The sequence below is a fragment of the bacterium genome, from assembly GCA_021158245.1.
Classification (GTDB): domain Bacteria; phylum Zhuqueibacterota; class QNDG01; order QNDG01; family QNDG01; genus QNDG01.
In genome coordinates, this window is record JAGGVB010000225.1 from 1 (window position 1) to 20,913 (window position 20,913).

Annotated in this window: 18 protein-coding genes; 1 reads left to right on the forward strand and 17 read right to left on the reverse strand. The window is 37.6% G+C overall.

The annotated features are described in order from the left end of the window. Nucleotides 1-426: 426 nt before the first annotated feature. Genes J7K93_13955 through J7K93_13980 form a run of 6 tightly spaced genes read right to left on the reverse strand, consistent with a single transcriptional unit; the run spans nt 427 to nt 6,664 of the window. Nucleotides 427-1,230: a hypothetical protein gene (locus J7K93_13955; GenBank protein MCD6118106.1), complete on the reverse strand. Its 804-nt coding sequence runs from the start codon at nt 1,228-1,230 to the stop codon at nt 427-429. Nucleotides 1,231-1,242: 12 nt separating this feature from the next. Next, on the reverse strand, nt 1,243-2,007 hold the full coding sequence (locus tag J7K93_13960) for an ABC transporter permease subunit (protein MCD6118107.1): 765 nt from the start codon (nt 2,005-2,007) through the stop codon (nt 1,243-1,245). A gap of 2 nt (nt 2,008-2,009) precedes the next feature. Continuing rightward, complete coding sequence (locus J7K93_13965; GenBank protein ID MCD6118108.1) at nt 2,010-2,933, reverse strand: ABC transporter ATP-binding protein; 924 nt, start codon at nt 2,931-2,933, stop codon at nt 2,010-2,012. A gap of 29 nt (nt 2,934-2,962) precedes the next feature. Then, nucleotides 2,963-5,365, reverse strand: coding sequence for a homocysteine S-methyltransferase family protein (locus J7K93_13970; GenBank protein MCD6118109.1), 2,403 nt, complete (start codon nt 5,363-5,365; stop codon nt 2,963-2,965). Further along, nucleotides 5,362-6,255, reverse strand: a complete 894-nt coding sequence (locus J7K93_13975; GenBank protein ID MCD6118110.1) for a methylenetetrahydrofolate reductase — start codon at nt 6,253-6,255, stop codon at nt 5,362-5,364. Before J7K93_13975 ends, J7K93_13970 begins: the two co-directional genes overlap by 4 nt. Beyond that, nucleotides 6,233-6,664, reverse strand: a complete 432-nt coding sequence (locus J7K93_13980; protein ID MCD6118111.1) for a methylenetetrahydrofolate reductase C-terminal domain-containing protein — start codon at nt 6,662-6,664, stop codon at nt 6,233-6,235. The genes J7K93_13975 and J7K93_13980 overlap by 23 nt, the downstream gene beginning before the upstream one ends. A gap of 188 nt (nt 6,665-6,852) precedes the next feature. On the opposite strand from J7K93_13980, the gene J7K93_13985 reads away from it, so the two are divergent. After that, the gene (locus J7K93_13985; GenBank protein ID MCD6118112.1) at nt 6,853-7,212 is read left to right on the forward strand and encodes a prepilin-type N-terminal cleavage/methylation domain-containing protein; all 360 of its coding nucleotides are present in this window, start codon (nt 6,853-6,855) and stop codon (nt 7,210-7,212) included. Nucleotides 7,213-7,226: 14 nt separating this feature from the next. Here the strand turns inward: J7K93_13985 and J7K93_13990 are convergent, their stop codons facing one another. From J7K93_13990 to J7K93_14040, 11 genes are all read right to left on the reverse strand, one after another. Next, the gene (locus J7K93_13990; GenBank protein ID MCD6118113.1) at nt 7,227-8,951 is read right to left on the reverse strand and encodes a SpoIIE family protein phosphatase; all 1,725 of its coding nucleotides are present in this window, start codon (nt 8,949-8,951) and stop codon (nt 7,227-7,229) included. A gap of 3 nt (nt 8,952-8,954) precedes the next feature. After that, nucleotides 8,955-9,392, reverse strand: coding sequence for an ATP-binding protein (locus tag J7K93_13995; GenBank protein ID MCD6118114.1), 438 nt, complete (start codon nt 9,390-9,392; stop codon nt 8,955-8,957). 13 nt (nt 9,393-9,405) lie between these two features. After that, a complete protein-coding gene (locus J7K93_14000) occupies nt 9,406-9,771 on the reverse strand; it encodes an STAS domain-containing protein (GenBank protein ID MCD6118115.1) in 366 nt (121 codons plus the stop codon). 39 nt (nt 9,772-9,810) lie between these two features. Beyond that, nucleotides 9,811-11,898: a SpoIIE family protein phosphatase gene (locus J7K93_14005; protein ID MCD6118116.1), complete on the reverse strand. Its 2,088-nt coding sequence runs from the start codon at nt 11,896-11,898 to the stop codon at nt 9,811-9,813. Beyond that, entirely contained in the window at nt 11,895-14,339 is a 2,445-nt protein-coding gene (locus J7K93_14010) for a PP2C family protein-serine/threonine phosphatase (protein MCD6118117.1), read from the reverse strand. Before J7K93_14010 ends, J7K93_14005 begins: the two co-directional genes overlap by 4 nt. Nucleotides 14,340-14,655: 316 nt before the next feature. Beyond that, nucleotides 14,656-15,783 (reverse strand): PQQ-binding-like beta-propeller repeat protein, encoded by a 1,128-nt coding sequence (locus tag J7K93_14015; protein ID MCD6118118.1) that lies wholly within the window; start codon nt 15,781-15,783, stop codon nt 14,656-14,658. A 14-nt stretch (nt 15,784-15,797) separates the two neighbouring features. After that, entirely contained in the window at nt 15,798-17,480 is a 1,683-nt protein-coding gene (locus J7K93_14020; GenBank protein ID MCD6118119.1) for an Ig-like domain-containing protein, read from the reverse strand. A 596-nt stretch (nt 17,481-18,076) separates the two neighbouring features. Beyond that, entirely contained in the window at nt 18,077-18,529 is a 453-nt protein-coding gene (locus tag J7K93_14025; GenBank protein ID MCD6118120.1) for a hypothetical protein, read from the reverse strand. A 15-nt stretch (nt 18,530-18,544) separates the two neighbouring features. Next, a complete protein-coding gene (locus tag J7K93_14030) occupies nt 18,545-19,507 on the reverse strand; it encodes a 6-bladed beta-propeller (GenBank protein ID MCD6118121.1) in 963 nt (320 codons plus the stop codon). 314 nt (nt 19,508-19,821) lie between these two features. Next, nucleotides 19,822-20,058, reverse strand: a complete 237-nt coding sequence (locus J7K93_14035; GenBank protein ID MCD6118122.1) for a hypothetical protein — start codon at nt 20,056-20,058, stop codon at nt 19,822-19,824. A 357-nt stretch (nt 20,059-20,415) separates the two neighbouring features. Then, on the reverse strand, nt 20,416-20,913 hold a 498-nt coding region (locus tag J7K93_14040; protein MCD6118123.1), incomplete at its 5' end, for a helix-turn-helix transcriptional regulator.

The following is a 20,913-nucleotide window of genomic DNA, read 5'->3' on the forward strand; positions in this document are numbered from 1 at the left end:
AACAGATGACAAACCATTTATTCAGGTAAAATTGAATAAGGATAAATTACGTATAATTGAATATACTAATAGTATACATTACCCGCAAGGGCTTTTTCAAATAATTTTATCATATTGGATTTATACATTGACTCATAAATAAAGTAACTTTAGAGGAATTGAACTTTTTCATAAATTAATCGTTGCCTCAAAATAGATGTAACCGTAAAGACGGGAGATTTTAGAATGAGTACATCGACTAAATATGAAATTTTAGAAGCAATAAGGATACGGTACAAGGATTCAGCAAGGAAAATAAAAACGCAACTATTGAATGAGTTTTGTTCGCTATGCGGATATAACAGAAAATATGCGATTAGATTATTAAAATCATCAATCATTGTTCGTCAGCGTTTAAATCAGCGGCCCTTTAAGTATTTCTGTTAATTACGATCCGGATTCCAGCTTATCAAGAGTTTTCTGAAGCTGCTTCTTCATATCTTCATTATCAGTACTCTCAATCAGGCTCTTAAGATATATCCTTGCCTCATTTTTTCTGCCGAGATTCTTTGACAGCCCGGTATAGAGACTTTCAACATATTCGGGACAGTCCTTAATTTTTATGGCATCGCTCAAGTATTTATATGTACTTTGTCTGTCTCCTTTATACATCCAGTACAGCCATCCGAGATAAAAAGGGAACTCCCATCTGTCCGGATTGGATATAATACCTTTCCTAAGCAATGCTTCTGCCTTATCCTCTTCCCCTGTGTCAAGAAGCACATACACACCGCCGAATATATAGGGAAATATAAAATGAGGGTCAAGATCTGCAACTCTGTCAAGCAACGGATATATAAATCTGACCAGCCCTCTGCTTGACTGCTTATAAAGAATGTGTTTAAGTGCGATTCTGATGCTGTCTTTCCCTGAAATTTTATTCTCTTTTCTTACAGATGCTATTTCTGCATTTAGAGTACCTTTTTGCTTTGCATAAACAAAGTAGGGATTATCATCATCTATTACTCTTCTTCCGTAATAGAGTACACTCCTGATCCAGAGTACATCGCCCAATACACTCCTGTAACCCATACTTACAGCTTTTAGAGTGACACCCCTTGGTAAAAATACCGGCTGAGTATCTACAAAATGGATTGCATTATCCCTGTCAATTGTGACCTGTAAATAATGAACAAAAAATGCCAAAAACAAAGGAACAAAAACCAGCCAGATTTTATTTATTTTTTTCATCTTACCCCCCTTTTATTTCAAATCTCTCTTTTGAAAAATAAGAGCTGTGATAAAATGAACCAGCAAAATGTAACACATACCGTATGCAAAAGCCATAATAAATCTGCCCGAATAATTGCTTATATGTTCAACAGCAGCCATTTTAAGATTAAGTTTTTCCAAATCAGGAACAATGAAATAAACAGCCCTGTAAAGCCAGTGCATACCTTTATCAGGGTACACTTCCACATAATCGCGGAGGAATGAAGATAAATGTCCTACAACAAACACAACTAATGTAAATATTGCAGAAAGAGTAGGAGAAGTAAAAGACGAAAAGAAAAGTGCAAATGATACAATCAAAAGGATTTCAATATAGATTAAAATTATAGCGGGAATAAGATTCAAGTCAATAGATGACTCCATAATATAATCCGTAATAAAAAGAGCTGCTGCCATTAATACCACATTAAGTAAAAGGGTAAGTGACAAACCTAAAAATTTACCTGTCACAATATTCCATCTGTGTATGGGCTTTGAAGCAATTACGTATATTGTGCGTCTTTCCAGTTCCTGAACCACTAATCTTATTCCAATAAATATTGCAATTAAAAGCCCGAATACTGACATTGCTCCAAGGCCGAAATCCTTAATAACTTTTACCTGATTTCCCATTGACCAGTCACCAATAGCAAGCCCGAGGAAAATCATACCTATTGCAAATACCAGTATATTCACAAGGACACGATTCCTGATCGTTTCCCTGAAAGTATTCAAAGAGACTGCACCGATTGCCATATCTACCTCCCTATCTCATCCAGAAAAAATGCCTCGAGTGTACGCGAACCGGGAACAACTGAAATCAGGGTACCTTTCCACTCATCAATTCTGTTTAAGAATTCATTAATCTCTTTGTGCTCTACTGTCACACGAACCCTGCCGGAGCTTAATATCTGATGCTCAGCAGGAAGAGTTATATCATTAATTGTGCCTGCAGGTAAACGGAATGATATTTCCACTTCTGACGACTGCAGGGAGAGGAGTTCATCCAGAGATCCGGAACTGACCATTCTGCCTCTGTTTAAAACTCCCACCTGATCTGCAATCATTTCAGCATCGGAAAGAATGTGTGAGCTGAAAAATATGGTTTTGCCTTGATTTTTAAGATCAAGAATTGTGTCTCTGAAATCTTTTCTTCCAACAGGGTCAAGATTTGCCATCGGCTCGTCAAGAATCAGAAGTTCAGGGTCATTTATCAAAGCTTGAGCCAGCCCAAGGCGCTGTACCATTCCTCTTGAATAGTTACGCACCAAAGTATCTCCTGATGCTGCAAGGCCTGTTAACTGCAATAATTCATCAATCTTTTTATGCCTGTCAGACGGAGGTATCTTGAAAATCCTTCCGATGTAATCTAAAAATTCTTTTCCTGTAAGATACCCGTAAATGCCCGGCTGCTCGGGGAGATAGCCGATTTTTCGCATTGCTTCAGGATCTCTGTTTTCTCTGTCAAGAAGCCATATATTCCCGCTTGTAGGAAACAGCAGCCTTGTCAGCAGTTTGATTGTCGTTGTTTTGCCGGCACCGTTAGGCCCGATAAATGCAAAAACCTGGCCTTGAGATACGCTTAATTCCAAACCCTGAAGAGCAGTCACATCTTTCTGTCCGAGTTCTCCCTTGAACACCTTTGTAAGATTTTCTGTCCTGATTGCATATTGAGTGTCCATTAGTCAAACCTCCCAAAAATTTACAAAAATCATGAAGATACCAGCTTTTCAATCTCTTTTACTGCTCCCACACCATCTTTTGCATAACCGTCCGCCCCTATCTCCCTGGCATATCTTTTGGTAACAACAGCTCCGCCTACAACAACCCTGGCTTTGGACCCGGCATCTCTTAATGTTTTTATCACCTTTGGCATCTCTACCATTGTTGTAGTCATAAGAGCGGAAAGCCCCACTATATCTGCATTATTTTTTATTGCTGCATAAGCTATGTCAGCAGCTTGTACGTTCTTGCCGAGATCAATAACCTCAAATCCATGATTTTTCAAAAACAGTGCAACTATATTTTTACCTATGTCGTGAACATCCCCTGAAACAGTTGTGATCACTACTCTGCCCTTTATTTCACTCTTTTCTTTGCCAAAATGCGGTTCCAAAACCTTAAAAGCTCTCTGCATAGTCTCTGCGGAAAGAATCATCTGCGGCAGATAGATATCTTTCCTGTCATACATGTCTCCCACCTCTTTTATTGCAGGAATTAATATCTCATTGTTGATTGCAAGAGGATCCGTGCCTTTTTCAAGAGCTTGTTCTACCAGGGGCATAATTTCGTCTCTGTTTCCGTCAAGAATTGCACGAAAAATTAGATTATCATTATTCTCTGTGTTTTGTTTCGGCTTCTTTGTACCTTTGGATTTTTTAGCTTTAAAACCCGCAATAAAATTTTTCGAATCCCTGTCCCTTACAGTAAGCACAGACGCTGCACTCACTGTCTGCATCATGCGTTCATCACCGGGGTTCATAATAGCTGCATCTAATCCATAGGCCATTGCCATTGCAAGAAACGTGGAATTTATCAGGCTCCGCTGAGGCAGGCCGAAAGATATATTTGAAACTCCGAGAACATTCTGGAGGCCCAGCTCATTTTTTACCATCATCATTGCAAAAAGGGTCTGCTCAGCACGTTTCTGCTGAGCTGACACAGTAAGAGTAAGTGTGTCACAAATCAGATCATTCCTGTCTATCCCAAGGGAGTCAGCTCTTGCTATAATCTTTTTAAGTACGCTTATCCTCTCTTCTGCTGTTTTTGGTATCCCCTTTTCATCAACTGCAAGGCATAATACGGCAGCTCCGAACTTCTTTGCAAGTGGCAAAACTGCATTAAGGCTCTCTTCACCTCCGTTTACAGAATTGATAAGGGGTTTGCCGCTGCAGTGTAAAAGAGCTGCTTCAACTGCTTCAGGATTACTTGTATCAATTACAAGCGGTACTGGAGCAACATTCTCAATTGCAGGTATTGTTATTGACATTGCAGCAGCCTCATCAATCCCCGGTACTCCAAGATTCACATCAATAAGATGAGCTCCCTGTTTAACCTGAAGTTTTGCTTCCTGCTGTATAATCCCAACTTTGCCCTGTCTAATGCTCTCTGCAAGCTCATCACGGTTTGTCGGATTTATTCTCTCTCCTATTACTGCAAAGGGCTCTCCGGTACCGATATGAACAGTATTTGTTCTGCTGCAAAGGCGCAACCCATGAATTACAGGCCTGAATACCGATTTTTTATTTTTCACTGCAGCAGCGATCTTTTTTGTATATTCTGGAGTGCTTCCGCAGCATGAACCTACAATTGAAGCACCAATCTCGACAAACTTCTCTCCGAATTGTGCCATCTCATCAGCTGAAACAGTGTAGGTTGTTTTTCCTTTATTTAAAATCGGAATACCTGCATTCGCTTCCACAAAAATCGGCTTATTAGTAGACACTGCATATCTGCCTACAACTTCAAGCATGGGTTCAGGGCCTGTTGAACAGTTAACTCCCACAGCATCAACTCCAAGTGAAGTCAGTACTGTGGCCGCTGTTTCAGGATCTGTGCCTGTGAAAGTTTTAAATCCCTCCTCATAAGTCATTGAAGCAAGCAGGGGCAGGCCAGGGCCAGCCTCTTTTGCTGCCATTACAGCAATTTTAATCTCTTTTAAGTCTGCAAATGTTTCAAGGAGAAACAGGTCTACACCACCCTGGGCCAGGGCTTTTGCCTGCTCGTAAAATGCATCAAAGGCTTCGTCAAAGGAGAGCTCGCCGAGAGGTTCAATAAGTTTTCCGCTTGGGCCCATTACACCTGCAACCAGTGCAGAACCTGCAACCTTTCGTGCAAGATCCGCCCCTGCAATATTTACATCTTTTGCCCTCGGCCCGAATCCGAAAGCATCAAGTTTTATTCTGCTTGCACCGAACGTATTAGTAGAAATAATATCCGTACCTGCATCTCTGTACTGCACATGGACATGAGTAACTACTTCCGGCTGCAGAATATTTGCCATATCCATGCAGCTTCCGCTCGCAAGATGCGGCTGAAGCATTGTTCCCATTGCACCGTCAAGAATAACTACTCTCTGTTTCAGAATATCAAATAATCTACTGCTCTTTTTCATCTATTTAACAACCCCGACTTTTCAATTAATCTTGGTGTAATACTTTCCCACATCAAAGGCATAAGGTGAATCCCTCTTATGCCGGGGATCTCTCGTATTTGATTTATTAAATCAGATGCAAGATTTATACCCTCTTCTCTGGGATCTTCCGCTTGCGCCATTCTCTCGATAACTGACGGATGGATTCTCATTCCAGGCACCTGTGATTTCATATATTCCAATGCTTTGACAGATTTCACAGGCATGACTCCTGCAAGTATTGCTGTTTTCCTGCTCAATCCAAGCTGGTTAACCCTGTCCATCCATTTTATAAACATCTCAATATCAAAAACAGGCTGGGTCTGGATAAAATGCACACCTGCTTTTATCTTTTTCTGCAGTCTTATTATTCTCATCTCAAAAGGCGGAGCAAAAGGATTTGCCGCACCTCCTATAAGAAATTCCGGAGGAGTTTTCATTGTTTCTCCTGAAAGGAAAACACCTCTGTTCAGTTCTGTAACAGAAGCAATAAGCTGAATGGAATCCATATCATAAACCGGCCTCGCTTCAGGCTGGTTCCCGCTTGTGGGATAATCCCCTGTTAAACACAGGACATTTTCAATACCAAGGCCGAAAGCCCCAAGCAGGTCACTCTGAATTGCAATCCTGTTCCTGTCACGGCAAGTCATCTGAATCACAGGTTCTACATTCTCTTCCAATAATATCTTTGCAGCGGCAATAGAAGAAAAACGCACAATTGCAGTCTGGTTATCCGTAATATTTACAGCATCAACAAGGCCTTTAAAATATGCAGCTTTTTTTCTTATAACATTGCCATTTGCACTTTGAGGAGGCCCAAGTTCTGCTGTTACAATAAATTTTTCCGATTCAATCAGTTGACGAAGATTCATTTTCTTTCTTCATAAAAAGTATTGGAGGATCTATTCTTCCTGTAAAAACATTCAGCCATGCTGATGTCTTTTCAAGTTTCCAGTTATGCATTTTTTCTATTCTATAAAGAAAACTTACCCTGTGGAGCAGTACAGATCTTTTATAAATTCTGTACCATACGCATTTTCTCTCAGGATAAACTTCACAATGGCCGTTCTCGCGTGTGCCTCCGCACGGGCCGTTTCTAAGCCTCTTCGGGCATTTTTGGCTGCAGATAAGTGCAGTATGGCTCAAAATACATTCACCGCATCTCTGACACTTGAAAACAGGTATTTTAAAAATGTTTTCTGCAAAAAGCATAACAGAGGAAAGAATTCTCTCAAATAGTTTTCTTTCTCTCTTTTCCCGTGTTATTAAATTGTTGTCCATAACTCTCTTTCCATGATTATAAATAAAATAAAAAACAAGATGATAATAGCAAGGATTTTTATAAAGTTTTTGATAAAAAATGGTCTGATTATTGCAAATCTATGATTACTGTATTTTAAGGGAAAAAATCATTAAATTATGCAATATATTTTGCAAAATGCAGAAGCAATTTGCAATGGAGCCCGGAAATGAAACGTTATAGCATATCTTTTAAAAATGAAAAAGGATTTACTCTTACCGAAATTATTGTTGTTCTGATAATAGTAAGCATACTTGCAACTGCGGCATTGAGCCGTTTTATTGATATGTCTAAAGCAGCAAACAGGGCTGCATGCAAAGTGAACCAGCTCAGCCTTCAAACCGCACAGACTCTGCTGAATGCTAAATCGCTTATTGAGAACGGAGAATCACACTATGCTTCTGATCTTAATGAGCTGAAACCGTTTTTGCGAAAAAATCTTCTTCCGTCATGCCCGTCCGGAGGCAGTTATGTAATAGGGGCAAATGGTTCAATCTTCTGCACAATACCTGATCATAACAGAGAATAAAGATTGTACTACTTTTATTTCCTCCTGACTACAACTACGGTTATATCATCTGCCTGCACATCACCCTGTTCATAATCCTTAACACTGCTGACGATTTCATTAAGAAGCTGAGTACCGTTTTTATCACTGCTTTTGAAAATTATTGATTTGAGCTTTTCTTCCCCGAATTCTTCTCCTAGCTCATCCATCGCTTCAGTAACGCCATCTGTGTACAGTACGAATTTATCACCGGGATTAAAAGATACTGTTTCCTGTTTATAAAGTACATTTTCCATCATTCCAAGCACAATACCGCCTGTTGTCAGCTCTGTTATCTCACCTGATTTTGAAATCTTATAGGGAGGGTTGTGCCCTGCATTACAGAAAGTTATTGTATTATTTTCAGTATTTATTAATCCGTAAAAAAATGTAATAAATTTATCAAGCGCAGTATTTTTAAATATCAGGTTATTTATCCTGCCTGCTATTTCCGACACATCTCCTGTCCCCTCAACAGCAAGTACATTAAGGCTTGCCTGTAAATTCGCCATTAAAAGTGCTGCGCCTGCGCCTTTACCTGAGACATCTGCAATTGCAACTCCCCAGATATTATCGGTAATTCGGATAACATCATAGTAATCTCCGCCGACCTCTCTGCTTGGAATATTAATTGCCGCAAATTCGCAGAAAATATCATCCGGAAGTTCTGCAGGAAGAAGCCCCTGCTGCATGCTTCTTGCAAGTTTAAGCTCCTCTTCCATGCGCTGCTTCTCAAGAGCTTCTGTAAACAGGCGGACATTCTCAAGAGAGGCTGCAGCCTGATTTCCAAGAATTTTCAGGAACTCTATGTCATTATCGCTGAACTCTGAATTATTAATTTTAGAGCCGAGAGCAATGGCACCGACTGTTTTCCCCTGAAGCATCATTGGCACGAGAAGAGTAAACCCTAATTCTTTTAACACATTCCTGTCCTTTACTGATGACAGGAAAAGAGGGTCTGAAATAACGGGAATTATTACCGAACCAAGTCTATCGCATGAAGTACCCTTTGCCGTAACAAGGCTGAATTTATCAGTATTCCGGAAAAAGATGGCACATTTGTTTACCATAAGTTCGCCCATGATTGCAAACGACACAATACTGCCTGTCTTTTCCTGATCCAATGTAGTATTAATTTCCTGGCTTATATCAAAAATAGTATTAAGCTGCTGAACTCTGCGGTCAAGATTTCTGTTTACTTTTCTCAGCTCCTCAACATTTAATCCGTTTGCAACAGCAGTGGCAGCTATATTGGAAAGGGAACTGAGAAACTCTATTTCCCTGTCAATAAATTTCTTATTCCCGATTTTACTGCCGTATCCGACTATTCCGATAATTCCCTGGCTTGTATTAAGAGGAAATACAATACTCAATCCGAATTCTCTGAAGAATTCCGCCCACTCTTCACTGTTTTTTACTTCATTAATAATTTTCACATCTTCAGGCGGATAAGTAATTGCAATGCATTTACCCTTAAGATTACGGTTCATCCCTTTCAGTTCTTCTACAATGTATTCATTCTGCCCGCTCTTTTTTATAAGCACTATTCCCTTTGTTATAAGGAGATGCCCCATCGGGATTCTGAGAATATTTTCCAGGATTGATCTGATGCTTAAGGAGGAAGTCAGGGAACGGCTTATTTCGAATAATGCAGAAAGTTCAAGAAGCTTTTCGTCAGCAGCACTCTGCTGATCTTCTCCGGTTTCTTTTTCAATTACCATGGGCTACTTATCTTTCTTTAAAAAATATTTTACCATTGTTACTTCATTACTGCCGTCAGGTTTTGATACATAATCCACTTCATCCATAAGAGTTTTCATAAGATATATACCAAGCCCGCCTACACGCAGCTCAGCAATGTAATTTTCCATATCAGGAAGTTCCACATCATTGATGTTAAACCTTTTACCTTTGTCAGTGATCACAACTGCTAATTTCTGGTAATCAATTTTTACAGCAACGTCAATATTTTGATTCTTATCATTCTTGTAAGCATGTTCAATAACATTTGTGCATGCTTCATCAACTGCAAGTTCAATTTTACTCACATCATCATCATCAAAGCCCACTCTTCTTGCAACTCCGGTAACAAAATTTCTTATCAGTTCAAGATTATCCGTCTGGCTGGGAATTTTCAATTTATAATCCGATTTAGTCTTCATATTTCCGCTCCTGTTAGCCATGAGCCTGTTCTTCATCTGAAAATTTACCGATTGCCTCTTCTTCTTTATCAAGGATTTCATACAGTACAGGAAAACCGAGAAGATCAAAAACCCTGAAAACCTTTTCAGTTGCTTCTGCAAGTTTGATATCTCCACCTTTTGCTCTCACATCCTCGATAAAACCCATAAATACTCCCAGGCCTGCACTGCTTATATAGTCAAGTTCCCCAAGGCTGATTACTATGCGGATGCGTTCCTCGTCTATGAGCTCTGTAATTGCCTGTTCAAGATCAGGCGCAGTATGGGCATCAAGGTAACCGTTCAGGGCTATCACAGATACTGTGCCGACATCTCTTCTGATTAATGAAAATTCATTCATTAGATACTCTCCTAAATATTCTCTCCCTCATTACCTGCGTTAACTAATAACTTTAAGGATCACAGCTGTTAAATCATCATGTCGCTGTACACCTGAAGTAAATTCATTCAGTCTCTCTCTGATCATTTTCAAAGCATCATCCGATGCTGATTCAGATGCTTCTTTTACCAGATCAACGAGCGCTTTCTCACCGAACTCCTCTCCTCTGCTGTTTCTCGCTTCAGTTATACCGTCTGTATAGATAAATACTACATCATTTTCTTTAAGTTTTATTTCTCTCTCTTCCAATGTTTTTTTAAAAGCATCTCCGCATGTAAGGCCTAACCCAAGTCCTGCACTCTGTACCATCTCCGCTTTGCTGTTGCGGACCAGAATAACAGGCGGGTGGCCGGCCCTCGCAAACCGGATAACTCTTTTTGAGGGTATGAACACACAGTAGGCCATTGTGGCAAACATTGCTCTTTCAAAATAATTTTTTACAAACCCATTTGCCTGAAGTAATATTTCCGAAGGCGATGCAAGGTGCTGTGAAAGCGCAAGAAGTACACCTTTCAATTCTGCCATGTAAAAAGCGGCAGATGCACCTTTTCCTGAAACGTCTCCTACAAGAATATCTATACGGTCATCATTAACCTCTATAAAATCATAAAGATCCCCGCCGATCTCATTGGCAGTAATGCAGAATCCATCAATATCAGCAGTATCTGTCAAGGGTTTTGAATGCGGCAGAAGCCTCATCTGAGCTTCATGCGCTACACGCAGTTCCTCCTTGTAAATCTGCTGATCAATGGTTATCTGTATTAGATTTGCATTCTCAACAGCAAGCGCTACCTGAAACGCAAACGCCTCAAACAGGCTTCGGCTCTCCTCCATAAATCCGTAATGGCCTGATTTGATTCCGTATATAACTCCAATGTTTTTATCCTTATGTGCAAGGCGTGCCGCTATTAATGAACCGGCCCTTTTCTTCCAATATCCGGGGAACTTATTGGTCAGCCTGTTTCTGGAACATACATTTACAAGTAAAGTTGTACTGTTTTGGAATAGTTCGCTGCGAATTGCTTCCATACTTTTTTCGATTAACTTAATTTTATCTTCATTGACTCCATACGAGCTTAAAACCGAAAATTTTTCACCATCATATAATTCAATCCATGTACTGTCAGCCCCTGTAATCTGTGCCGCCAATTTTACAGCAGTGATTCCAAGCTTATCTTTTTCAAATACCGAACTTACTGCAGCGCTAAGTTCCTGAAATGACCTGAGCTCCCGAATACGCCTGTCCATAATTCCTGCTGAAGGCAGAAGAAAGAGTATCCCCATAATTGACATAGACGAATATATTAATAAAACTAAAGCTGCCGAATGGATAAATATTCCAGCCACTACACTGTAATCTATTACATTTTGTGCGGAATAACTCAAACGGCCGGAGATTGAACCGACAATTAAAAACAGAACAAGAGTGATAAGTTTTTCCTTCTTATTAAGATAATGTATCCACTTAACACGGAATCCGTTAATAATTGCCATTGAGACTATGAGTGCAATAAAAATATCGTTTGCCCCGAACATACTGCTGTTAAAAAAATCCATGGAATCAGCAAAATCACTTCCGCCTGCTATAGAGCTTAAATGCCCGTAACCGGACGAAAAACGGACTGCGATTCTAAGGCCGATTACAAACAGCATGATATTAAAATTTCTCAGAGTATGTTTGGACTGCTGTATAAAAACCATCCCTCTCAGTGTTTTAAGTATGAATCCGCATATTATAAATGAGATTAAAATAAAAGAGATATAAAGGGCAGAAATATGGGCATCAAGTTCTGCATTTGAATTATCTTCAAACAGGAACGAAGGTGTTGTAATATTAATTAGAATCCAGAGGATAATTATTCCGGCGCCAAGAAGCAATATTCTTTTTATAATACTAAAATTGGGAAACCATGATCGTCCCATACCGGAGAAGACAAGCATAACAAGCGATATCTGGAACAGAAAAATTTCATTAGCTGACAGAGGAAGAGATAAAGCCTGTGCCATAATTGCTGCAACCGCTGTTATAATAACAATGATTACTGTAATTATCAAATACTTTCTAATCTGTGATTTCTCTTTCTTCAAGTACTTCCCCCCTGAATTTTAACTGCAACTGCAGTCATATCATCATGCTGTTCCATACTCTTTGAAAAAAGATCAATCTCTGCCCTGATTTTATCCAATAATTCTTTTGCAGATTTTTTTTCACTGGAACGGATTATTCTTTTAATCCGCTCATCTCCGAACTCTTCTCCTGAGAGGTTTACAGCTTCATTCAAACCGTCAGTATAGAAAAAAAATATGTCGCCTCTGTTCATCGGGATTACAACGTTTTCAATTGTTTTGCTAAATACATCCCCTTTTTCAAAGCCGAGAGCAATCCCGGGTGTTTTGAGCCCTTTTGTACTGCCGTCTTCGGATCTGAAAAATATCATTGGATTGTGCCCTGCTCTGGCCAAAATAAGTGTTGAATTAGTAAAATCAAAAATTGAATAAATCATACTAATAAAAACACCACGTTTGACATTCTTGTAAAAAAGTTCATTTATATTTATCAGAACATCTTTGGGAGACATATCAAATCTTGCCTGTGAAAGAAGAAATCCTTTTGTAAGTGTCATGTAAAAAGAGGCGGAAATCCCTTTTCCCGACACATCTCCGATCGCAACTCCGAGTTTATCGGGCGCAAGAGATATGAAATCATAATAATCGCCTCCGGTCTCCATTGCAGGAATACAGAAACTGGCAATATCAGCATTTTTATTGGAAGGACAGCTCTGAGGAAGAAAACTCAGCTGCACGCCTCTTGCTATTTCCAGTTCTCTGTGCTGCCTCTCTCTCTCATAAATCCTCTGCAGATAGTCAGGCACAAATTCTTTTAATTCCAGAGGGCCGGCAGTTTTATTCTTCGTAATTAATGCAATGATCAGCAGCCCTGCAATAATTGATAATAGAATTATCCCCTGTGTCTGAATATGAGGATTTGAACTTACTACTCCGGCATATCCGTAAAAAATAACAGAAAGAGTAAATCCGGCAACAATCAGGCTTATAACCTCATATTTTAACATAACCCGGATAAAAAACAGGACTACTATTGCTGTCATTAAAAATTTAATCCATTCCGGAGACATTTGTGAATAAGGGAATGTTAAGGTTGCTGAAAAAAATGCAATAATAATATACCCTATTACAGGCCATTTAAAATATTTTTTTATCAGAGGAAGCCCTGCAAAACATACTACAGTTACAAAAAACAGAAGGTTCAATACTCCGTGCAGGCCGTAAAGCCATGGAATATTATGAGAATAAAACAATGAAATATGAGGGATAAAAGATATCACTGCAAATTTTCCGGTTACAAGCAGATATTCGGAAAGAGCAATAAATCCGGATATAATAAAACCTGCTGAAACTCCCTGAACTATAGACTTACTTACGTCCGAAGAGAAAATTCTGCGCCTTATAGTATCCATTACAACAAGCTTTTCAGGCCAGACCTCTCTATACAAAGATTCGCCGAGAGAGAAAAATACCCACATCGCACCTCCAATAAACAGGGAGGTTATTAAATATCCTATAATGCTGACAATTGAGAAAACAGAACCTGACTGGACGTAAAGTGTTGTAAAAAAATCAATGGCCCATAATAAAACAACTATGACTGCCGGGACAAGCCCCACTTTTAAATCAATAAAATCGGACCGCAAACGCTTTATTATTAAAATCAGGGCAATAATACCCAACAGGGCATAAATCACATTAATTTTAAGGATAGAACTCTGTTTTGATGAATAACCAGGAGGATAAGAATAATGTTTATTAAAACCTGTTACTCTGCCGTTTGAAATAGTGAGTGTAAAAACGACTTTCTCCCCTGCAATATTTTTTTGCCTAATCCATTTAAATTTTGAGAAAATACTATCTCTGCGCTCGAATGATTCTCTGCCGTCAAATTTCCACTGGGGAAAATCATCTGCAAGAATTTTATTGGCTATCTTTTCTGCATATTCATAACTTTCGCCACTATCCTTTTTTTCTTTTCCCGTCCAAAACCCGGCAGCCCCTTTGGCAGTAAAACTTACGGGACGGCCCTGCAGATCAAGATGAAGAGTTACCTGATAGGTGCCTGTGCTGTCAGGATTCCGGGCCGAAACCTGGATTGAATTATCATGGCTGCTCTGCCTGCTTGTTCTATTTTTAAAAGAATCCCAATCCAACACCCACCAGAACATATTTAATGAATCGGATGCTGCCATGCTGTTAGCTTTTTCAATACCATAGATATTTTGCAGATACCTGTACTGATCATCATCCTGATCCATAAAAACTGTTATTCTTTTTTTCGGCAGATCGTAGCCGAGATACTTAATCATGCCTTCTGCTTTTTCTAAAATCTGCGCTCTGTCAAATCTCAAATTTACTTTTGATTCAGGATACAATCTGGGAAATATCCATGTAAATACAGCAATACTTAAAACAGCAGCAGAAAACAGCATATAATCACGGACAGCAAATCTTTTCATAAACATTCCTGTAAAATTCCTTCCCCTGACAATTAATCCGGCATTATTGTTTTACGCATAAACAGTCAGATTGTTTAATATTAAAAGCAGATATCGCCAAACTGCCGATTATCTTCTCATTCTGCTGATAAAGACCATGGGCCTGAAAAAAAAATCATCTCATTGATAACATTCCCGCTGCCGGAAAGATAAAAAACGACAAGAACACATATCGTGTTTGTAATAAAAGGCAGCCGGAACATTTTAAATAAATTATTGGACAACGTCGGACTCCCTCTTTAATAGTTGAATTTATATTAAAATATTATACTAATATTCACTTAACATGCTTAATCTTAAAACCGTAAATCCTTTCTTTATCTGTTCCTGCTATAATTACATCTCCGGCAATCTGCAGGTCGGTTTTAACCCTTCCGTTAACAGAGGCAGTTGTGAGAATTTTCCCTGTGCTTGTTTCCACGACAACAATTTTTTTTGTCAGAGTTCCCGAAAATAAGAGCCCCTGTGTAAGCAACGGTGCGTTACCCGGAACACCTGGAATTTTAACCGACCAGTTCTCTGATCCGTCGGAAATCTTTAATGAATAAAGGGTTGAACGTGTAGTGCCGAAGAATACTGAATATCTGTCAGCCGCAGGCCCTTTAAATATTGCGCCAGGAACAGATTTCTGCCATACTACTTCTCCTGAAAAATCAGAAAGGCAGAATAATCTCCCCTGATTCGTACCGGCAAATATCCGCTGCCTGCTAAAAGCAGGAGGAGAAAAAATACTCCCGTATAATTTTCTAAGCCATATAATATTTCCTTCTCCGATACTCAGGCAATAGACAGTTCCGTCATTTGTTGCCGCATAAACCTTAAGCCCGTACTTAATACTAATTCCTTCAATTCTGCTCCTGAGCTTCCGCTTCCATATTATTTTACCGTCTCTTGTATCAATAAAATAAATCCAGCCTGCTTCAGTACCTGCAGCTACAAAATGTGATTCAACAGCAAGCCCGGCCGACACTGCGCCTATGTTTTGTTTCCACAGCATATTTCCGCGTACTGCATTGAAAGCACGTAATGTCTCTTTTCCCTTTTTTAACCCTGTAACAATTATACTGTCTGAAATTGCAATAACAACATCATTGCCTTTTGCTACCATTCTGTTTCGTATACACTTCCCTGTTCCGGGGTTGAGTGTAACAACTCTTCCGAATTTAGTGGAAAAGAGAATTAATCCTTTATAAGAATGGAAGTTTCCCGAAGGCGCTCCCAGAGACTTATAATACCATATTTTTGTAAGCCTGCCGCCCGGTACTTTTGCCTGGTGCAGCATCAAATCAGAATCAAAAGAGATTGTATTTATTCCCTTCTCTGTATTATATGGCACAAAGCTCTTCTGGCAGGAAATAAAAAGCAGAAAAAGCCCGAACAGAATTATAATTTTTTCTTTTAACATAAGATTCCATAGAATTAGTTTTTATTTGAAGGAAGTATAATATGATTACCTTCGTTTCTCCACCTGGGTTTTACAACAACTGTATCCAATGTTGTTACAAATCTCTCTGAAGGCTCATACGGAAAAGGAGATCCAAAGGTATAAGTACTATTTTTATCACTGTCCCTGAAAACAAAAAATTTATATTTCCCGGGCATAACATTTAAGAACCTGAAATCGCCCGGTTCATCAATTGAAGTACTATATTCTCTTTCGGGAGTATTAATCTTTCTTGCACAGATAAATATTTTTCCTTCGGCATTCTGCTCAGGATCAATAATTTTGCCTGAAATCTCACCGAGAGTATCTGTGTTGACTGTTGTAAACGATATGGTAGTATCAGCAATAAAATTCCCATAAATATCTTTTACAGGCGGACCTGATATTTCGATTAAATATATTTTATTACTGCTAAGGGATTTTAAAGGTTTAAATATTGCCTCACAGCTTGACAGCCATTCAAGAGTTCCATGTACTGTGTGGCCAAGTGTATCGCACAGCACAATACTGTTTTGTGCGCCGCTTGTATCAACCGGCTCGCTGAATCCTGTAAAAATATTTGTTGAGATATTTACGTCTTTTTCTCCCGGCTGAGGTACTGTAATTGAAATTTCGGGAGATATAGTATCCGGTCCGGAACTCCCTGAAAATACAGCCGAAGAGAAAGCCGTGTCTATATTATTACCGAAATCATCAAAAATATCAGATATTTGTACATTGTACTTAACTTTCTCCTGCTTATCTGTTTCAGCGTACAGCACCTGCTTCTGATTTCTGCACTGCCATAAAAACCGGATACTAAGAGAGTCATTATCTCTGTTTTCCGGTGTAATGAGGATTCTTCCTGATGAATAATCTACCGGCTCGCTGAACTGGAAAACAACTCTTGTGCTGTTTACTGCTTTTGCTCTGACAAGCTCAGGGCCTGCAGTATCTGCATAAGCCATCTTGATTAAAATGTCTCTGCATATTGAGAGGGAATCCCGTGTAATCACAGCATCTTTAAAAGATACACCTATCTCATCCTCCACCGGCTGATACAACTTATCCGCTGCACGATCTTTTACAGCGAACACTCTGTACTTTCCGGGAGAGATATGATTGAATTTGAATGATCCGCCTGCTGAGCACTGTACAATATAATCAGGAGATACAAGAGAGGGGTCAGGATCTCTGACCTTAATCTGATATGCCCACACATCCACACCTTTTTGCTGCCCGACGTCCGCAACACGCCCGTGTATTTCACCATTGTCAAGAACAGGCCCTGTTGAAAATGCAAGTGTAAATGAAGAATCCATCTTATTTGATCTGTAGTCGGAAATTCCGGTTCCGAATGTAATGACGTATGTACGGTTGAGATCAAGAGGATTTTTAAATTTTACAGCTATCTTCCTGCCTCTGAAATGTAAACGTACATTATCACCCTGAAAAGGTGTAATAAAAATGGCATCTTTTGCAGAGGATGGATTAATACCTTCACTGAAGATGACTTCAACATCAGTTAAAGTATCAACATTTAAAGCGCCTGGAGTGGGTGTTGCCTGCACAACAAACGGAGGTGTTTTATCAACAGGCCCGCCTGGAGGCCTTGCCTGTTTTGCACAACTTGTGATGATTAAAATTAACAGAAGAGAAAGAATACTATTTATCTTCACACATAGCCTCTTTATTGCAGGATTACCGGATTTTGATTATTTATAAATTTACTACAATGGATTGAAAAATGCAAAAAATATATGGGGCAGATTAAGGAAAGGAAAACATTGGAATTCATGTTCTTTAGATGCTGAAATAAATTCAGCATATTAAAAATAGAGTTTGGTGTAATCCAAGTAATAGTCACTCTGACGAAAAAACATATCAAAAAATCTCGTTTCCTGTACCTATTGAGCATGTATTGTAAAAAAACTAATTCTCGGATGAACCTTTTTTAAAAATCTTAAATATAATATATTTATAAATAATAGTCACCAGGAGCACTACAATGGTAAATGGTTTTAAAATAAACTCCTGGCCGCCCAAGATAATAGAAATGCCCAGCATAACAAATAATAAACCAGAGACAAGATGCTTATAAATGTTTTTGCTCTTAATAAATTTACTGCTATCTATTATGGCATGCAACAATACAGCCACTAAGAGTACATACCTTATATTAAATATTAAATATATAAACAATAAAGTCAAAAGAACAACTTTTTCAATAACTATATTCTTTTTATCCATGGTTTATACCTTTAAATTTATTTACCTATAACTTTTGTAACGTTTCTTCAAACTCTTTAATTTGTAATGGATTTAATTGTAATGTTAATCTCCGAAAATAGTTCTCGCTAATTATTATTATACAACCATCCTCCCCAAAAATATGATTTTTATCAATGTAAAATGGAAAGCTTAGATTGTTCGCTTTTACAAAACCCATTAATTTCAACTGTTCGATTTTTACATCGGTAGAAGTTATTTTTTCATTATTATCAATTAAATAAACTCCAATAATTGTAAATTTAGATTTATACTTTTCAATCTTTTTACATATATCCAAAAACTGATCTAAACATAAAGGACAGAGTAACGTTGTTTTTTCAAGGCATATTAGAACAATTGCTTTTTTGCTGTTACTGTGCTCCTGGACAGCTCCCAACTGGTTAAAATTTAAAATTAAAAACAATAACATCAATGAATATAATAAAATACGCTTCATATAATTTATTTCCTTTTAATCAATATTCATATATACTATTTTATATTTTTTTAGACATGTACTTTGATATGCTCTTGTATATAAAAAATTATCTTTGTCAATATATATTATATGTGTGGGATAATCCAATGTTAAAGTTGTCAACATATTTCCACTTGATGAAAACACATAAACATCTTTGCTTTTATTCTTTGATATATCTCCACCAAGCACAAAAACATTATTTTTTGAATCTAAAGCAATAGATTTATAATAAGTTTCTGTAGGTACCATAAAATTCCGTATTTTTTTCTTTTTCGACTTTTTCCCTCCAAAATATTTTCTTTCCCATATTTTGTCACCTTTAGCATTACATTTTAAAATTTTATCCTGCCAGAGAAATGCCAAGTATATATCGCCTTTGTCATCAACTTCGAAATCACTGGATGAAAAATTTATCAACCCGCCATCATCTTTTTGGGAATAATTGAAATTGATTTCATTAATTTTGGTTCCCATACTATCGATTATTGTTAAACCTGTTTTTACAACACTGTTGTTAAATATTATTTTATTATTATTAATAACTTCTAAATCATTAATAGGGTATTTGAGCCTAATAAATCTGATAAAGTTTAATTTTTTGTCAAAAACTGATATTCCAGCATTATAAATATCCAAAATATAAAGTCTGTTTTGATAATTATAAATATTAACCGGCTGTATAAATTCTCCGGGACCATGACCTTTGCACCCTGTTCTTTTAATTAATTTACCATTCACATCAAATTTCTTTATTGAATAGTCCATCATATCTGTTATATAAATATATCCGGAATCATCAGTGCAAACACCCGCCCATTGATATATAGTTTCTTCATCAGGACCGCCTATTGATAAAACTTCTTTAAGAGATATTGTTTTATCTGTTTGTGCATACAATTGAACTATGAACGAAAGCAGTATGGTATAAAACATTATTAAAAATCTTTTAAGCATAATACTTTACTCCTTATCTTATTAACTAATAAAGAATTTATTAATGGGAAAGGGATTTTTTACTTATATTTATTCACAATATTTTACACAAAAAAGGTAACCGCTAACACAATAACAAAGCGCCTCTCCGATTGAACTACAAATCGTATATTTTATCATACAATTTTCATATGCATTCGCACAATCAACCTTCACGTTAGCATTTATAGTAGTAGGCAAAAACACAAGCAATACTATTAAAATAATCATCAGCGATATCAAATATCCTTTAATTCTCCTAAAATAATTCATATTGAACTCCATTTTTATTGATTTTATAAAAATTCTTTACAAAAAGCATACCCGACTCCACAAAATGCCGTGTATGCTAATCCTGCATAGAGTCCACCGAAAGCTCCTGTTATGCCAGCATCTATCATACATTTTTCTAAAGCTTTTTCACAATTAACTGGTTTTTCAGCTTTAATGGTGCCAGGTATAAGTATCAGCAGAAGCAAAGAAAGAATTAACAAAATGGTGATCTGCTTTTTAATCCTTATAAAATATTCCATACTATGACCTCCTGATTTTAGTCATTTAAATTTTCTGCAGAAAGATATCAACAATGTCATTTCAAGCAAAGGCTTATATAGTTAAAATAATATCCATTTTTTAAGAACATTTAATTGCTTTGTAGCTCAATAAGCATCATGCTTATAACAATGACACTTTCTCTTCATTTTGCAGACTTAAATATTAATTCCCCTTCCCCATTTATGTTTTCAATTTTATCACCTATTATGCAATTTACATATTTCATGTAAATCTTTCATGATAGGCCCTAATCACTTCCTCATTATTTATTCTTCACCTTCATATTTTGAAGTTTACAGAACAAAAATCCCTTTGTCAATAACGTTTTTTTGGTTTTACTTACGTTTTTTTGCCATATTTCTATATTCACTGGGCGAAACCACCATAATCCGATGAAAGCACTCATTGAAACGACTTTGGTTCGAATAGCCCACCAATCTCGCAATCTCTTTTAAACTTAGCCCGGGATTCTTCATTAAATTAGCAGAATGTTTAATTTTCAAATGTGCAATTAACTGCTTCGGCCTAATTGGGCAGCATCTTTTAAAGTATTTTGATAAAGTCCATTCTGAAATCCCCATTAAATCAGAGACTTCTTTCACACTTGTCAATCGGAGGTACATTTTTTCAATAATCTTTACCACTTTCAAAACTTGGGGTGAACACTGATTCAAATCAATTCCGATTTCAGCTAAGGACACTCTTGAATTTTTCATACAGACTGCAATCTGAATTATTTCTGTTAATTTCTGCATATCAGTAACAGAAACAACAAAATCAATACCGCCTTCACCGCACAATTGAGCGATATTCAAATTATGATCATTTACAAG